The organism is Agrobacterium sp. 16-172Ci, assembly GCF_053522725.1.
Map to the genome: position 1 here is coordinate 13,734 of NZ_JBNWBW010000041.1, position 15,427 is coordinate 29,160.

Genomic DNA, 15,427 nt, shown 5'->3' on the forward strand with positions numbered 1-15,427 from the left:
TCTCATCTGGAGATGGGCTCCCCTGTCTTGCTCGTCAGTACTGTCAGTTTGCACGGGTCGGCCAGTTCAGCCTTCCCGACGATCCACAGGTAATCGTAGAGCCTGCGCTCCTCGTCGGTGATCTTTTCACCTTCGGCGAAAGCGCCAACGGTCAGAACCGACGCGTCTGCCCGGGCAAGGGCCTGATAAAGAGAGCGGTCCTTGCGACCGTGACCGCGGCCGACTTGTAGCAGAACACCATGCTTCAACATCCGGGCCTGCTCTGCGGCATCGGCCATGGAAAGATCGCGCCGGATCTGATGGTCGGCGTTCAGCGCGGCCTGCCGATCCGAGATCAGTCCGCAATGCGCTGCCATCATTGCTTTCGTCCAGCTTTCGCGGACAGCAGTTTCGGCTGCACCGAGCCGTTTGCGGATCGCCTTTTTCTCGCTTGGTGTCAGTTCACCCGTGCGTCCATCTTTCTCTGCCAGATCGCCGCCATGTAACGGAACGCGAAGGCTGAATACGCGCTCAACGAGCGGCAACCAGTTGTCGAAGGCTGGCCAGCCTCGCGTCCACCATTTAAGTTCTGCGCCCAGCCCGGCCGGTGTTTCCGGATGGTTTTTGCGATAGAGGGCAATTGTCGCATCGTCATCGCGCGAGAGCATTTCCATCACGACGGTTACGGGACGATCATCCTTTGCCATAGCCGACAGCACACAGGACGACGCAACTGCCTGTTCCCGGACGCCATGCCGCTCGCCAAAGAGCACGTAATCCACCTTGCCGACGTGACCTGCCAGATCGGCAAAAGAGATCGGGCGGCGGCTGGACACTTCTTCTATCCTGCCCGTGCAGTTCTTGAACTCGCCGGGTGCCGCCAATCCTTGTCCGGCCATTGATAGCCAGCCTGCCGCCATCAGTCCGGCAAGCAGCACGTGGCGAGCTATCCCTGCGCATATCTTCCTGCCTGGTCTCATGGTGTTGCCGCATCCAGCGCGTCGATACCGGCGCTGATCCCGTTGAGTGAAACCTTGAGCGGAATGGTGGTTGCCTTGGTGTCCTTGAGAGCGACCGTCAGAACGTTGCCCTTGCGCAAAGCGCCGAGCAGCGTGCCGCTGAGAGCAAAGCCGGCGTGGCATCCGGAGATATTGCAGGTCTCGAAGATAACGCGCTGTGTCTGCCCGCCATCGATCTTCAGCTCCAGACCTGCCGGTAGATAGACATTCAGCGGCGTCGAAATGATCGCGACGCGCTGTTTTCCCTGCCTCGCAATGTTGAACAGAAAGACGACATCCTTTCCGCCGTTTACGGCCTGCGCCTGCTGGAGACGGCATGCCCCGCTTTCCGCTTTAGGGGGCGCGGCATTCGCCTGTGGCTTGCAGACCAGCTCCCAATCGCCATAACGTTTGGGCTCTACGACTGCTTCTGCCGCAACCCCGGAAGTCTCTTCCCGGACAGCGAGAGCCTTTCCGTCCTCCGCAATTGCTTTCGGCGCAGGCGCGATCAGCAGCAATCCAACGGCAACAAGCGCCGCCATGCCCATTCCGGAGACCGATGAGACCAGCCAGCGGCGCGGCCCGAACGTGAGGCAATTATCGCCAGCATCTCTTGAGGGAGGATCGAACAAAAACGGCATGGCTCAAAAAACCTTCAAACGCAGTGTCATGAACAACTCACCCTTTTCCTCGCTCACGCGCCGGCTTCGGCTGTCTTCGGCAACTCGCCAGGCGTAGCCGACATCGAAAGAAAGCCTTGGGCCGCCATATCGCAGGCCCACACCACTGCCGACCCGGTATCCGGTGACTTCATTGGCAACGTCGCGGCCTAGTCCTGCGTCGAGAAAGAGATAAGGGTTGAGACGGGAGAGGGTCGTTCGCGCCCATTCCGACGATGGGGCGGGTATTTGCACTGGGCTCTGGCTGTCCGGCTGCGGGCCTGATCCGGCTTTCCCCAACAGCAAATCGACCGGCATCGCGAATGCGACCTCGTTGCGCCACACCGCGCCCCGGTCAGCCTTGAAGCTTCCATTGGAAAATCCGCGCACCGAACTGCGCGAGCCGATCGTCATCTGGTCGTCGGAATAAAGCGCGGTTGCCGCCCATTGTGTGGACAGGCTGGACGAAACGGAGGCGCGCCCGGGAAAGACATAAGACCCCGAAAGAGATGCATCCAGCTTTGTGAACTGGCTGTGAGGTATGGAGGCGTCGATATCGTCGGCATCTTCGCGCGCATTGAAGATAGACAGCCCCTGGCTGGCACCGATCCGGGCCGACACGTTGGCGCGTTCGAAAAAGCGGCTGTAAGTCAGGCCTGCCTGAAGCGGAGAAACGCGCTGGTCCATCAGCCCAACGCCGTTGATATAGCGGTTCTGTTCACGATGCGCGACTGTGAAATCGGCAACCAGCCGCTCCGTGCGCGACGAATGAACGATCCAGTCGGCACCTGCGCTGACGTTCCAGGTCGTCATGAACAGTTCGGAAAGCGGGCCGAGGTCGATCATGTTTTCGGACCATTCGCCCTTGAGCCTCATTGTGGCTCGTCCCACGGGAACAGCGAAATCCCCGCTCAGTTCGTTGGTCTCGACGCCGCTTTTAAGCGTCAGCCCCCACATGTCGTTGATGCCGATCAGATTGTCTTTCTCCGCCGTGATCCCAAAGCGAAGCTTGTCGACGCCTTCGATGGATTCCGTGTCGTAACCGCCGTAGAGCCTGAACGCGTCATTGACGCGGTTCGTGATCTGCACGTCGGAGGTCGCCGGCCTCTTGCCCGGAACAAGCTCCGCCTTTGCCTTGTTCGAAGGAACCCTGTTGAGGCTATCGAGTGTGTCCTGCAGGCGATCGACATGCAGGACATCGTCTTTGGCAATTGTGCCAGTCATCGCGATCCGGGCGGATGGCGGCAGCAAGGTCAGGCGTTCGAGATCGTCATCAAGGCCCTCCCACCAGGCATCTGCCTGCTGCACGAACTCGGAAATGGACGAGGATCGTGCAACGTTGCCACTTAGTTCGGCCATGCGGGGAAAGAACGCCTTATAAGGCTGCTGCTCCTCCTTGTAGACGACCGCATCGATCCGCCCGGGCACAACGCGCAGGACCAGCGTTCTGCTGGCGGCAATGTCTTGCTCCGGCAACCAGGCCTGCGTCGTGGCAAAACCCTTGTCGGCAAAAAGACCGTTTACCGCCTTGAGCAATCCGCCGACGCTTTCATTGCTCTGGCAGGACAATGCGAAGGGTCTTGTCACGTCCTCCACAGCTTCGCTGCCAATGAGTTCGTGGCCGCCTTCGATGCGGATCGTGTCTACCGGAAAACATGGTGAAGCACCGGACGTCGTATTATCAGATGCGGGACCCGCAAATGTCTGGATGGTCAGGGCAGGCTCCTGCGATACGGCAACACCTGGATCTGCCTGGTCGGCGTTTGCCTCTGCCGGCGGCCGCCCTTTGAGATCATCCCGTGACGATGCCGTTTGTGGAGCAAGGCAAAGAGCTGCGCAGAGAACGACGACCGAGTTTCGCAACACGGGTGAGGCGGGTGCGATACCGCCGATCACCTTCCTGTCGAAACCACCTGCTGTAGATGATTTGGTAGCTGCCGGAACGACAAATCGCGCTCTGGCCAGATATCTGGTCATCAATAAACTTCAACCCCATGTTGCCCAATGCGACGCATTAATCAATAGAGGGTATTTTGCAAGACAACTCTGGCGCGCTTATCAAAAGAATGAGAATTGAGTTACCAATTTGCATCAGTTATGCGTTGCATTTCGTTGAGATCGAAGCTCGCACGGTGCTGGCCAGAGTGGATCCAAGGGGCGATACTTCATGTCAGAATTATAATTAACTGTTTAATATTGATTGTTTTATTGCGCTATCCGAGATTAAGAACGCAGCCGTTTGCCCGCGCTTGGATTGGTCATGGGGTAAAATGCAAAAAGTCATATGTGATTGTTTGTGATCTGCCCCGAATGCCGGCATGGGCACCAGACGCGACGAAATCCGGGGCAGATTTTTGATTTTTCCGGCCAGTAAGGGCGAATATGAACGACCTTTGCGTGTATTTTTCATGGGGGCGATCGGGAAGGGCCGGCGGGCTCGCAGGCCTGACCCTATTTTGGCTGAAGCCGGAAAGAGCCAAGCGCTCGGGGCTAGAAATCCACCTTTCCAGCCGGAGATCGGGTAGTTTCCCCTGACAAACAGGTAACTCGCTTAATCAGAAGTGGTGGGCCGTCTCCACCCTAAACGAAAGGCGTTCAGTTTGGCCCGGGGTATACCGCACGACGACATCATCGAAGCTCTTTGGGCCATCGGTCTCGTACGAGACCTCGACGACATGCGGGGTCTCAGGATTGCGAAGGCCTGAATCATATATCCAGAAGAACCGAGCCAGATAGTCGTGCCCGTCCCAGCTTGCAATCACTGCATCTGCCATAACCCCAACACCGGGCCTGCCCAGTTTACTCCTGTTTTGTTCCCTAAGGTATTCTCCGGGCACCTTTCGGCACCCGGAAACAGTAGAATGTGGTTTGGCCAGTTTTAGCTTCCAAAATGGCCAGATCTAACGCCTTTTGGTCAATACTTAGATCGGTTTCCCATCAGATATCCAGATTATCAGCGAATGCCGCCCGTTCCTGAATGAAACGGAAGCGGGCATCGGCCTTGGTGCCCATCAGATTGTCGACGGCCTCGCGGGTGCCTTCGAAATCCACGTCGTCGATCTCGACGCGCAGCAGGGTGCGCTTTTCGGGATCCATGGTTGTTTCCTTCAGCTGCTGGGCCATCATCTCGCCGAGGCCTTTGAAGCGGCCGATTTCGACCTTCTTGCCCTTGAAGACGGTTTCCATCAGCTCGGCGCGGTGGGCGTCGTCGCGGGCATAGGCGCTCTTGGCGCCCTGGCGAATGACGTAGAGTGGCGGCACTGCCAGATAGAGGTGATTGCCGCGAATGAGTTCCGGCATTTCCTGATAGAAGAAGGTGATGAGCAGCGAGGCGATATGGGCACCGTCGACGTCGGCATCGGTCATGATGATGATGCGCTCATAGCGCAAATCTTCTTCGCGGTACTTGGTGCGGGTGCCGCAGCCGAGGGCCTGGATGAGATCGGCGATCTGCTGGTTGGCGGAGAGTTTTTCGCGGCTGGCGCTGCCGACGTTCAGGATTTTGCCGCGCAGCGGCAGGATGGCCTGGTTGGCGCGGTTGCGCGCCTGCTTGGCCGAGCCGCCGGCCGAGTCGCCCTCGACGATGAAAAGCTCAGCCCCTTCTGCGGTGTTCTGGGCGCAATCCGCCAGCTTGCCGGGCAGGCGCAGCTTGCGCACGGCGGTCTTGCGGTTGACTTCCTTTTCCTTGCGGCGGCGCAGGCGCTCTTCGGCGCGCTCGATCACCCAGTCGAGCAGCTTCGCCGCTTCGCCCGGATTGCCGGCGAGATAATGGTCGAAGGGATCGCGCAGCGCGTTTTCGACGATGCGCTGGGCCTCGACGGTTGCGAGCTTGTCCTTGGTCTGGCCGACGAATTCCGGCTCGCGGATGAAGACGGAGAGCATGCCGGCGGCGGAGATCATCACGTCATCGGTGGTGATGTCCTTGGCGCGCTTGTTCTGCGTCAGGTCCGCATAATTCTTCAGGCCCTTGGTAAGCGCGATGCGCAGGCCGGCCTCATGCGTGCCGCCTTCGGGCGTGGGAATGGTGTTGCAATAGGAATGGATCTGCGTATCGCCGCCATACCAGGTGACGGCCCATTCCAGCGCGCCGTGGCCGCCGGTCTTTTCCGTGCGGCCGGAGAAAATCTCGCGGGTGACGGTGAATTCCTTGCCAAGCGTGGCGGCAAGATAATCCTTCAGGCCGCCTGGGAAATGGAACACGGCCTTTTCGGGGATTTCACCGCCGGCCGGCACCATGCCGGGATCACAGCTCCAGCGGATTTCGACGCCGCCGAAGAGATAGGCCTTGGAGCGGGCCATGCGGAAGATGCGGGCCGGTTCGAATTTTGCGTGGTCGCCGAAGATCTGCGGATCAGGATGGAAACGCACGCGGGTACCGCGGCGATTGTGCACGTCGCCCAGCTCTTCCAGCGGACCGATCGGCAGGCCGCGCGAGAAACGCTGGCGGTAAAGCTTGCGGTTACGGGCCACTTCCACTTCGAGAAGATCGGACAGCGCATTGACCACGGAAACGCCGACGCCGTGCAGGCCGCCCGATGTCTCATAGGCCTTGCCGTCGAACTTGCCGCCGGCATGCAGCTTGGTCATGATGACTTCGAGCGTCGACTTGCCGGGCACCTGCGGGTGGTTTTCCACCGGAATGCCGCGGCCATTGTCGGTGACCGTCAGGAAACCTTCGGCGTCGAGGTGAACCTCGATGAAATTGGCGTGGCCGGCGACGGCCTCGTCCATGGAGTTGTCGATGACTTCGGCGAAGAGATGGTGCAGCGCTTTCTCATCGGTGCCGCCAATATACATGCCGGGGCGCATGCGCACCGGCTCCAGCCCTTCGAGCACGCGGATCGAGGACGCGCCGTAGTCGTCACCGGATGGTGATGCGGGGGCGGGCGGCGTCACGGCCGCAACGGCTGCGGGTTTCGGCTGCACATTCGCGTTGGCGGGCACGTTGGCGGCCGCGGTCACCGGCGTCTTTGCGGCGTCCTCGTTCGTTTCCGTATCGCTGTTTCGTGCTGCCGGAAGACCGGAGAAGAGATCGTTGCTGTCGTCCATCATGTCCAAAGTTCAAAAGCGTGTGTCAGAATTTCGCCATGCGAATCATTATGCCAGTAGCGTCAATCATAACGCCAAACGCGGTTCCCGTCCGATTTGAAGTGGGCCCGTCTGGCAGACGCGGCGCATCCTATGCCACGATTGTGTCAGGGTTTCGCAACAGGAGGATTGCGCTGGCGAGGTTGCAATGGCAAGTCTCGCAGCCACGAATGAACGGTTAGCCAAGGCATGTCCACAGCTCATTTCACGTTTTGTACTCTTTTCAGCCTGACTGTTGCGGCCATGCCGGTTGCAGCCTTCGCCTCCGACGGGCCGCTGCGGCCGTTCAAGGATGAACTGTTTTCCGCCCAGACGGTGCTTTCCACCGCCGATGGCGGCGCTTCAGAAGTCATCGACTATCAGGAGATGCGCGATATCAACGGCCGCGACGAGGTGCCGGAGCGGCGGGTGAAACGGCAATATGTCGATATGACGCCGAAGAAAGCGCAGGCGCTGGAAACAATGTCCGTCGAGGGCAGGGCGCTTGAGGTCGGCCGCGTCGGGCCGGCAAGCGGGCAGGCCTTCACGGTCATCTTCATCCACGGACGTGGCGGCGACCGGCGGCTCGGCATGAACGACTACACCTTCGGCGGCAATTTCAACCGGCTGAAAAACCTCGCTGTGGCCAATGGCGGCACCTATTATGTGCCGAGCGTGCGCTCCTTCGATGAAAACGGCGTTGCCGATGTTGCTGCGCTGATTGCCGATGCGGCCAAAAAATCGGGCGGCAAGCCTGTCATTTTGACCTGTGCCTCCATGGGCAGCTTCATCTGCTACGGCATCAGCCGCGACAAGGCTGCCGTCGCCAATCTCAAGGGCATGGCGATCCTCGGCGGTGCGGTCGATCCGGATTTTCCGAAAAGCGTCTTTGCCAGGGCGAAGAAGCCGGTCTGGTTCACCCATGGCAGCGCCGACAAGGTCTATTCTGCTGATCAGCAGGCCACGATCTTCCGTTCCTTGCTGAAGGCCGGCGAGCCGGCGCGGTTCACGCGGTATGAGAGTGGCAGCCACGGCACACCGGTGCGCATGACCGACTGGCGGGCGGTTTTGAACTGGATTTTGAGCCGCTAAGGCCTCGACTTGGGTCAGTAACGGCAAATTTTTAGAAATTGCCCGTCGTTTTGAACCTTCGGGCCGCTTTTTTGTACCATTTGTTGCCGGCTGAGGTTAAAGGAATATCCCGGGATTTCCGGCAGCGTTTCTGTCGCGATTATGGGCCGTGATACGGCTGAGGGAAGGGGCGCCGCCACAGGCGGCCTCAAGACAAAGGGAATGGGATACGCATGACGCCGAATGTTCGACCGCTTGTTGCCGGAAATTGGAAGATGAACGGCACCCGTGCCTCGCTCGATCAGATCAAGGCCATGGCAGAGGGCGTCAAGGGCGCACTGTCTGAAAAGGTGGATGCGCTGATCTGCCCGCCCTCGACATTGCTCTACGTGGCAACGGCGCTGTGCGATGACAGCCCGCTGATGATCGGCGCGCAGGATTGCCACCAGAACGCCTCCGGCGCGCATACCGGCGATATTTCCGCCGAGATGATCGCCGACTGCTTCGGCACCCATGTCATCGTCGGCCATTCCGAGCGCCGCACCGACCATGCAGAGACGGATCATCTGGTGCGCGCCAAGGCCGTGGCCGCCCATCAGGCCGATCTCATTGCCATCGTCTGCATTGGCGAGACCGCGGATGAGCGCAAGGGGGGGCAGACGCTCGATATCCTCAAGCGCCAGCTTGCCGGCTCCCTGCCGGATGAGGCGACGGCCGAAAATACCGTCATCGCCTATGAGCCCGTCTGGGCTATCGGCACGGGTCTGACACCCACCGTGGACGATGTGCGCGAGGCCCACGCCTTCATGCGCGACGAACTCGTCAAGCGCTTCGGTGAGGCCGGCAAGACCATGCGCATCCTCTATGGCGGCTCTGTGAAGCCGGCCAATGCGCTGGAACTGATGGGCGTCGAGAACGTGGATGGCGCGCTGATCGGCGGCGCGAGCTTGAAAGCCTCAGACTTCCTGTCCATCTATGCGGCATACGAGCAACTGACGGCCTGAGACAGGTTTTCCTGTTACAGATGGCGGGAAAGGGGCTTGGAATAAGCCTTCGCCTCATGTAAAGAGCCGCGAAACCTTCTTTGTAGTGCTCCGCGCGGGGCATGGAATGGATTGTCATGCAGACCGTTTTGATTGTTATTCACCTCATGATCGTGCTGGCGCTTGTCGGCGTGGTCCTGATCCAGCGCTCCGAAGGCGGCGGCCTCGGTATCGGCGGCGGTTCGGGCTTCATGTCCGCGCGCGGAACGGCCAATGCGCTGACGCGCACCACGGCGATCCTTGCCGCGTTGTTCTTCGCGACCTCGCTCGGCCTCGGTCTCCTGACGCGCTACGAATCGCGCCCGACCGACATTCTGAACCGTATTCCGGCCACGCAGGGCCAGGGTAACGGCATTCTCGATACGCTCGGCCCGGCGACGACGCCATCGACGCCGGCTCCGGCTGAGAATGGCGTTCCGACCAATGGTGCAGCCGCGCCGGCTCAGACGACCCCGGCTCCGGCCGCTTCCGGCACGGCCGCTCCGGCCCCGGCGCAGCCCGCTGATCCGAACGCAGTTCCGACCGGTCAATAAGCCCGGTTTTGATTTAACGCTCCGGCAGGCCAAAAGCCTGCCGGTTTTCTTTTGTTCGCATTCCGGCCTGTGACCCATCGCAAATTCGTCAACAGCGAATTTTCGAAAGCATGAAATTTGGGCTGGCGGAATCAGAGGTAAAAAGGTATCCGGTGAATCCCATGGCGCGATATGTATTCATCACAGGCGGCGTGGTCTCCTCTCTAGGCAAGGGCATCGCTGCGGCAGCACTCGGAGCTTTGTTGCAATCCCGTGGTTATCGGGTGCGGCTTCGTAAACTCGACCCCTATCTGAACGTCGATCCCGGCACCATGAGCCCGACACAGCACGGCGAAGTGTTCGTGACGGATGACGGTGCCGAGACGGACCTCGACCTTGGCCATTACGAGCGCTTCACGGGGCGTTCGGCCACCAAGACCGACAACATCACCACCGGTCGCATCTACAAGAACATCATCGACAAGGAACGGCGTGGCGACTATCTCGGCGCAACCGTTCAGGTCATTCCGCATGTCACCAACGAGATCAAGGATTTCGTGATCGAGGGCAATGACGATTACGACTTCGTCATCTGCGAGATCGGTGGCACGGTGGGTGACATCGAGGCGATGCCGTTCATGGAAGCGATCCGTCAGCTCGGCAACGATCTGCCGCGCGGCACGGCGATCTATCTTCACCTGACGCTGATGCCTTACATTCCGGCAGCTGGCGAATTGAAGACCAAGCCGACCCAGCATTCCGTGAAGGAACTGCAGGCGCTCGGCATTCATCCCGACATCCTGCTGGTGCGTGCCGACCGGGAAATCCCGGAAGCGGAACGCCGCAAGCTTTCGCTGTTCTGCAACGTGCGTCCTTCCGCCGTCATCCAGGCGCTGGATGTGGCGAACATCTATGACGTTCCGATTGCCTACCACAAGGAAGGCCTCGATTCGGAAGTGCTGGCCGCCTTCGGCATCGAGCCGGCGCCGAAGCCGCGTCTGGAGCCCTGGGAAGAGGTCTGCAATCGCATTCGCACGCCGGAAGGCGAGGTCACGATTGCGATCGTCGGCAAATATACCGGCCTCAAGGATGCCTATAAGTCGCTCATCGAGGCGCTGCATCACGGTGGTTTTGCCAACCGCGTCAAGGTCAAGCTCGAGTGGATCGAGTCGGAAGTCTTCGAAAAGGAAGACCCGACGCCCTATCTCGAAAAGGTCAACGGCATTTTGGTGCCAGGCGGCTTCGGCGAGCGCGGTTCGGAAGGCAAGATCATGGCGGCGCAGTTCGCGCGTGAGCGCAACGTGCCCTATTTCGGCATCTGCTTCGGCATGCAGATGGCGGTCGTGGAAGCGGCCCGTCACCTTGCCGGCATCGAAAATGCCTCCTCCACCGAATTCGGTCCGACGTCCGAGCCGGTCGTCGGCCTGATGACCGAATGGGTCAAGGGCAACGAGCTGGAGAAGCGCTCCTCCAAGGGCGATCTCGGCGGCACCATGCGTCTCGGCGCCTACAAGGCGGCGCTGAAGAAAGACACCAAGATCGCCGAAATCTACGGCACCACGGATATTTCCGAGCGCCACCGTCACCGCTATGAGGTGAATGTGGATTACAAGGACCGGCTGGAAGAATGCGGCCTGGTCTTCTCGGGGATGTCTCCGGATGGTGTCCTGCCGGAAACGGTGGAATATCCCGATCACCCGTGGTTCATCGGCGTGCAATACCACCCGGAACTGAAGAGCCGCCCGCTCGACCCGCATCCGCTGTTTGCGAGCTTCGTGGAAGCAGCGGTGGAGCAGAGCCGGCTGGTTTGACGGTTTGAATGAGATGAAGAGGGCCGCGACAGCGGCCCTTTTTTGTTTATGCGAATGGCTTTCTTCCGTCATGCCGGACTAGATCCGGCATCCAGCCACGGCGCGTCTGCGCCGTGAACGAGTCTAAAGCGATCAAGGACTTGATCGCGCTGGACCCCGGATCTAGTCCGGGGTGACGGAGTGTGGATGCGATAGCCGCGACAAACATGGCATTTCGAGATGGGGCGTCGATCATTTAAGTCCGACCCGCTAACTTCAAACAAAAAAAACGGGCCCGAAGGCCCGTTCCGCATTCCACCAAAATTCAACAGGCTTACTTCGGCCCGATCATGTTCTCAGGGCGCACATACTGGTCGAATTCCTCGTTGGTGAGGTATCCGCCACCAACGGCCTCGTCGCGCAGCGTTGTGCCGTTCTTATGGGCGGTCTTGGCGATCTTGGCGCAGATGTCGTAGCCGAGCTTGCTGTTCAGCGCCGTCACCAGCATCAGCGAGTTCTCGACGCCCTTTTTGATGTTGTCTTCGCGGGCTTCGATGCCGACGACGCAATTGTCGGTGAAGGAGACGGCCGCGTCGCCCAGAAGCTGAACCGACTGCAGGAAGTTGTAGGCCATCATCGGGTTATAGACGTTGAGCTCGAAGTGGCCCTGCGAACCGGCGAAGGAAAGCGCCGCATTGTTGCCGAAGATGTGGGCGCATACCTGCGTCAGCGCTTCCGACTGGGTGGGGTTGACCTTGCCCGGCATGATCGACGAGCCGGGCTCGTTTTCCGGCAGCGACAATTCGCCGAGACCGGCGCGCGGCCCGGAGCCGAGGAAGCGGATGTCGTTGGCGATCTTGAAGAGCGCAGCAGCGGCCGCATTGATCGCACCGTGCGAGAAGACCATGGAATCGTGCGAGGCGAGCGCTTCGAACTTGTTCGGCGCAGTCACGAAGGGCAGGCCGGTAATCTTGGAGATTTCCTCGGCGACCTTTTCGGCAAAGCCAATGGGGGCGTTGAGGCCCGTGCCGACGGCCGTGCCGCCCTGGGCGAGCTTGGAGAGTGCTGGCAGGGTGGTTTCGATATTGGCGATGGCAGACGCCACCTGCGCGGCGTAGCCGGAGAATTCCTGGCCGAGCGTCAGCGGCGTTGCATCCTGCGTGTGGGTGCGGCCGATCTTGATGATCTTCTCGAACTGCTTGACCTTGGCTTCCAGCGCCTTGTGCAGGTGCTTGAGGGCGGGCAACAGGTGGTGAACGATCTCTTCCACGCAGGCGATGTGCATCGCGGTGGGGTAGGTGTCGTTCGAGGACTGGCTCATATTGACGTGGTCGTTGGGGTGAACCGGCTTCTTGGTGCCCATTTCGCCGCCGAGCATCTCGATTGCGCGGTTGGAAATCACCTCATTGGCGTTCATGTTGGACTGGGTGCCGGAGCCGGTCTGCCAGACGACGAGCGGGAAATGCTCGGTCAGCTTGCCGTCGATGACTTCCTGCGCGGCGGCGATGATGGCGTCACCGACCTTGGGGTCGAGGCCTGCCAGCGCCATGTTGGCACGTGCGGCGGCCTGCTTGACAATGCCGAGCGCACGAACGACAGAGGCGGGCTGCTTTTCCCAGCCGATCTTGAAGTTGCCGAGCGAGCGCTGCGCCTGCGCGCCCCAATAGCGATCGGCCTGAACTTCAATGGGTCCAAATGTATCGGTTTCCGTCCGTGTGGCTGTCATCAATCTTGCCTTTTTACTCGTTTTCCTCCGCCAAAACGGCGCCTTCGCCCGCCTTGCGCGGCCGATATATAGAATCATCGCGCCGGCAATGAAAGCGCTGCAATGCAGCGGAGGCAGATATTTCCCGCCGCACAAAAGCGATTTCGCCGTAAGGCGCGGCGCGGGGTGAAAAAGGCGCCGGCGTGTCATTTTTACTACGACGCAAAATGACTGGAAAATAGGGCTTTCCGGGGCGCCCGGAAGGTTTGGCGGGGTAGGGCAAAGTAAATGAAATAAATGGAAATTTAACCATTCTCACCAATTCTGGAAATTACGTTTTTACGGCTTTGGCTGTATCATAAGGTTCATTTCGGCACGGTTGTGGGCTTTTTCGCGTTTTCTTTTCAACGGGCCGTCGATCGGCTAGACAAGCATGAAACTGATGCCCGCCCTTTCGCTGGCGGTGCTGGGTGCTACGAGGATCAAATTGCAAGTCACATCTGGAAAAACATCGGCAGCACTGGTGCTGGCTCTCGGTCTTTCCGTTTCCACCGCTCTTCCCGGCAGCGCCGGTGCGGTAACGCTGATGGACCTCCTGCGCGGCGGCCCTGGCAAGATCGCGCGCGATCGCGGTGAGTTGCCGCCGGCCGGCATCGTCACCTCGCCCCCCGGATCGAGCGCAGGCCAAAGTGCCGATGCTTCCGATCCCGAGCCGCTGCCGCGTGTTTCCGGCCCGCGCTATTACGACTACAAGGCGGATACGGCCCGTGCGGTGAACACGGCGAATTTCGGTGAAGGCCTTGCCAATCTGAAATTCAGCGCCACCCCCGAGATCGCCAAGGCGCTGGAAGCCTATTACGGCGCCGGCGGCAAGACGCTCTGGGTTTCGGAAGGCGAGCTGACCGCGCGCGCCAATGCTGTCATCGCCTTTCTCGAGACGGTCGGTGAAAGCGGCCTCGATCCGGCCGATTACAGCATTTCGCCACCGGCAAAGGATGTGACGGCCAGCATCAGCAACGCTTCCGGTGCGGCTGCGACCGGTACGCCGGTGGGGACGGCCTCGGCGCCCGTGTCCGACGCCTATCAGCGGGCGCAGATGCAGTTCGAGCTGGCGCTTTCCGCCAAGGTTCTCGCCTATGTGCAGGATACGGCCCGTGGCCGTGTCGATCCGAACCGGCTCTCCGGCTATCACGATTTCAAGCGCAAGACGGTGAACCTCGCACCGGTGCTGAAGCTTGCGGGCCTGAGCCCCGATGTTGCCGCCTATCTGCGCAGCCGCGAACCGTCTAGCGCCGAATATCTGGCGCTGAAGGCGGAGCTTGCCCGTCTGCGCGGTGAGGGCGATGCGGCGCATGTCGTCCGCGTTCCCGCCGATCTGGTGCTGAAGCCCGGCAACAGCAGCGCGGATATGGCCAATGTCGTCAAAGCCATCGAACATCGCGCTTCGCCCGCCTTCAAGGCCGAACATGCCGCGATCATTTCCGCTTACCAGCAGACACCGGACTATACGCCCGATCTCGTCGATCTGGTGAAGGCGTTCCAGAGCGAAAACGGCCTGAAACCCGATGGCGTGATCGGCCGCGCCACCGTGCGCGCCATGGTCGGTGAAAGCAATGACGCGAAGATCGCCAAGGTACAGGTGGCCATGGAGCAGGTCCGCTGGCTGCCGGCCGATCTCGGCCAGCGTTATGTCTTCATCAACCAGCCCGCTTTCATGGCCTATTACCACAATGACGGCGTGGAACAGTTCGGCATGAAGGTGGTCGTCGGCTCCAAGGCCAACCAGACCTATTTCTTCCAGGATGAAATCCAGACCGTCGAGTTCAACCCCTATTGGGGCGTGCCGCAGTCGATCATCGTCAACGAGATGCTGCCGAAGCTGCGCCGCGATCCGTCCTATCTCGACCGGCTGGGTTATGAGGTGCAGGTGGGCGGTCGTGCCGTCTCCTCCACCAGCGTCAACTGGTATGGCTCCACCAATGCCGTTTCCGTGCGCCAGCCGCCGAGCAGCGACAATGCGCTGGGCGACCTGAAAATCCTGTTCCCCAATGCGCATGCCATCTACATGCATGACACACCTGCCAAGAGCTTCTTCAACCGCGACATGCGGGCGCTGAGCCATGGCTGTATCCGTCTGGTCGATCCGCGCCGCATGGCCGCCGCCGTTCTCGGCACCAGCGTCGACAAGGTCGGAGAGCAGATCGCATCCGGCAAGAACCGCGCCGTGCAGGTGCCGGAGAAGGTTCCGGTCTACGTGGCCTATTTCACCGCCTGGCCGGACAAGGACGGCAAGGTGCAGTTCTTCGACGATGTCTATGATCGCGACAGCTATGTGCAGAAGGCGTTCGCCGTGACGACGAAGGCGCGGGCCGCGTCGATCTGATTAGGATAGCATCAAGAAAAAAGCGCCGGAGACGGCGCTTTTTTGTTTGAAGGAAAGGCCTGCCCAATTTGTTTGGTGCTGGAGTCCGCCTGCTACATTTTGGCGTTAACGGCAACACCGTACTCCGTCACCCCGGACTTGTGTGGACGTATTGTGGTTTACTTGATGCATAGGCCGGGATGCGCATCCCGGCCTATGCAGGCAGGCGGCCGTATTTCCG

The 15,427-nt window shown here is 60.1% G+C and carries 11 protein-coding genes; 5 read left to right on the forward strand and 6 right to left on the reverse strand.

All coding sequences use genetic code 11. The features are described from left to right. Positions 1-2: 2 nt before the first annotated feature. The 4 genes from ACQZ40_RS24640 to parE form a co-directional block, all read right to left on the reverse strand. Entirely contained in the window at positions 3-917 is a 915-nt protein-coding gene (locus ACQZ40_RS24640; protein ID WP_244926210.1) for a ChaN family lipoprotein, read from the reverse strand. A gap of 38 nt (positions 918-955) precedes the next feature. Further along, entirely contained in the window at positions 956-1,519 is a 564-nt protein-coding gene (locus ACQZ40_RS24645; RefSeq protein WP_448748827.1) for an invasion associated locus B family protein, read from the reverse strand. Between the two features lie 102 nt (positions 1,520-1,621). Next, entirely contained in the window at positions 1,622-3,613 is a 1,992-nt protein-coding gene (locus ACQZ40_RS24650) for a ShlB/FhaC/HecB family hemolysin secretion/activation protein (protein ID WP_448748828.1), read from the reverse strand. A 960-nt stretch (positions 3,614-4,573) separates the two neighbouring features. After that, positions 4,574-6,688, reverse strand: coding sequence for a DNA topoisomerase IV subunit B (parE, locus tag ACQZ40_RS24655; RefSeq protein ID WP_174036029.1), 2,115 nt, complete (start codon positions 6,686-6,688; stop codon positions 4,574-4,576). Positions 6,689-6,913: 225 nt separating this feature from the next. Here parE and ACQZ40_RS24660 point away from each other — a divergent pair, with 225 nt between their 5' ends. The 4 genes from ACQZ40_RS24660 (at position 6,914) to ACQZ40_RS24675 (ending at position 11,140) form a co-directional block, all read left to right on the forward strand. Then, positions 6,914-7,795, forward strand: coding sequence for an alpha/beta fold hydrolase (locus ACQZ40_RS24660; protein ID WP_271046051.1), 882 nt, complete (start codon positions 6,914-6,916; stop codon positions 7,793-7,795). 212 nt (positions 7,796-8,007) lie between these two features. Next, a complete protein-coding gene (gene tpiA / locus ACQZ40_RS24665) occupies positions 8,008-8,778 on the forward strand; it encodes a triose-phosphate isomerase (protein ID WP_271046052.1) in 771 nt (256 codons plus the stop codon). 116 nt (positions 8,779-8,894) lie between these two features. Continuing rightward, positions 8,895-9,350 carry a preprotein translocase subunit SecG gene (gene secG / locus ACQZ40_RS24670; protein WP_003524802.1) on the forward strand — a complete coding sequence of 152 codons (456 nt, stop codon included), beginning with the start codon at positions 8,895-8,897 and terminating at the stop codon, positions 9,348-9,350. 161 nt (positions 9,351-9,511) lie between these two features. Next, positions 9,512-11,140, forward strand: a complete 1,629-nt coding sequence (locus ACQZ40_RS24675) for a CTP synthase (protein ID WP_003524803.1) — start codon at positions 9,512-9,514, stop codon at positions 11,138-11,140. 313 nt (positions 11,141-11,453) lie between these two features. Here ACQZ40_RS24675 and fumC read toward each other — a convergent pair whose 3' ends face one another. Together fumC and ACQZ40_RS24685 are read right to left on the reverse strand one after the other, a co-directional pair. Further along, positions 11,454-12,845, reverse strand: coding sequence for a class II fumarate hydratase (gene fumC / locus ACQZ40_RS24680; RefSeq protein WP_080818713.1), 1,392 nt, complete (start codon positions 12,843-12,845; stop codon positions 11,454-11,456). A gap of 13 nt (positions 12,846-12,858) precedes the next feature. Then, complete coding sequence (locus ACQZ40_RS24685; protein ID WP_448748829.1) at positions 12,859-13,137, reverse strand: hypothetical protein; 279 nt, start codon at positions 13,135-13,137, stop codon at positions 12,859-12,861. 120 nt (positions 13,138-13,257) lie between these two features. Here ACQZ40_RS24685 and ACQZ40_RS24690 point away from each other — a divergent pair, with 120 nt between their 5' ends. Further along, on the forward strand, positions 13,258-15,207 hold the full coding sequence (locus ACQZ40_RS24690; RefSeq protein WP_458575399.1) for a L,D-transpeptidase family protein: 1,950 nt from the start codon (positions 13,258-13,260) through the stop codon (positions 15,205-15,207). Positions 15,208-15,427 lie beyond the last annotated feature (220 nt).

What these genes read in the sequence shown, in the direction of transcription:
- ACQZ40_RS24645 (WP_448748827.1), bottom strand. Translation starts at nt 1,519, where the DNA reads ATGGCGGCGCTTGTTGCCGTTGGATTGCTGCTGATCGCGCCTGCGCCG.
- ACQZ40_RS24650 (WP_448748828.1), bottom strand. Translation starts at nt 3,613, where the DNA reads ATGACCAGATATCTGGCCAGAGCGCGATTTGTCGTTCCGGCAGCTACC.
- parE (WP_174036029.1), bottom strand. Translation starts at nt 6,688, where the DNA reads ATGATGGACGACAGCAACGATCTCTTCTCCGGTCTTCCGGCAGCACGA.
- ACQZ40_RS24660 (WP_271046051.1), top strand. Translation starts at nt 6,914, where the DNA reads ATGTCCACAGCTCATTTCACGTTTTGTACTCTTTTCAGCCTGACTGTT.
- tpiA (WP_271046052.1), top strand. Translation starts at nt 8,008, where the DNA reads ATGACGCCGAATGTTCGACCGCTTGTTGCCGGAAATTGGAAGATGAAC.
- secG (WP_003524802.1), top strand. Translation starts at nt 8,895, where the DNA reads ATGCAGACCGTTTTGATTGTTATTCACCTCATGATCGTGCTGGCGCTT.
- ACQZ40_RS24675 (WP_003524803.1), top strand. Translation starts at nt 9,512, where the DNA reads ATGGCGCGATATGTATTCATCACAGGCGGCGTGGTCTCCTCTCTAGGC.
- fumC (WP_080818713.1), bottom strand. Translation starts at nt 12,845, where the DNA reads ATGACAGCCACACGGACGGAAACCGATACATTTGGACCCATTGAAGTT.
- ACQZ40_RS24685 (WP_448748829.1), bottom strand. Translation starts at nt 13,137, where the DNA reads ATGGTTAAATTTCCATTTATTTCATTTACTTTGCCCTACCCCGCCAAA.
- ACQZ40_RS24690 (WP_458575399.1), top strand. Translation starts at nt 13,258, where the DNA reads ATGAAACTGATGCCCGCCCTTTCGCTGGCGGTGCTGGGTGCTACGAGG.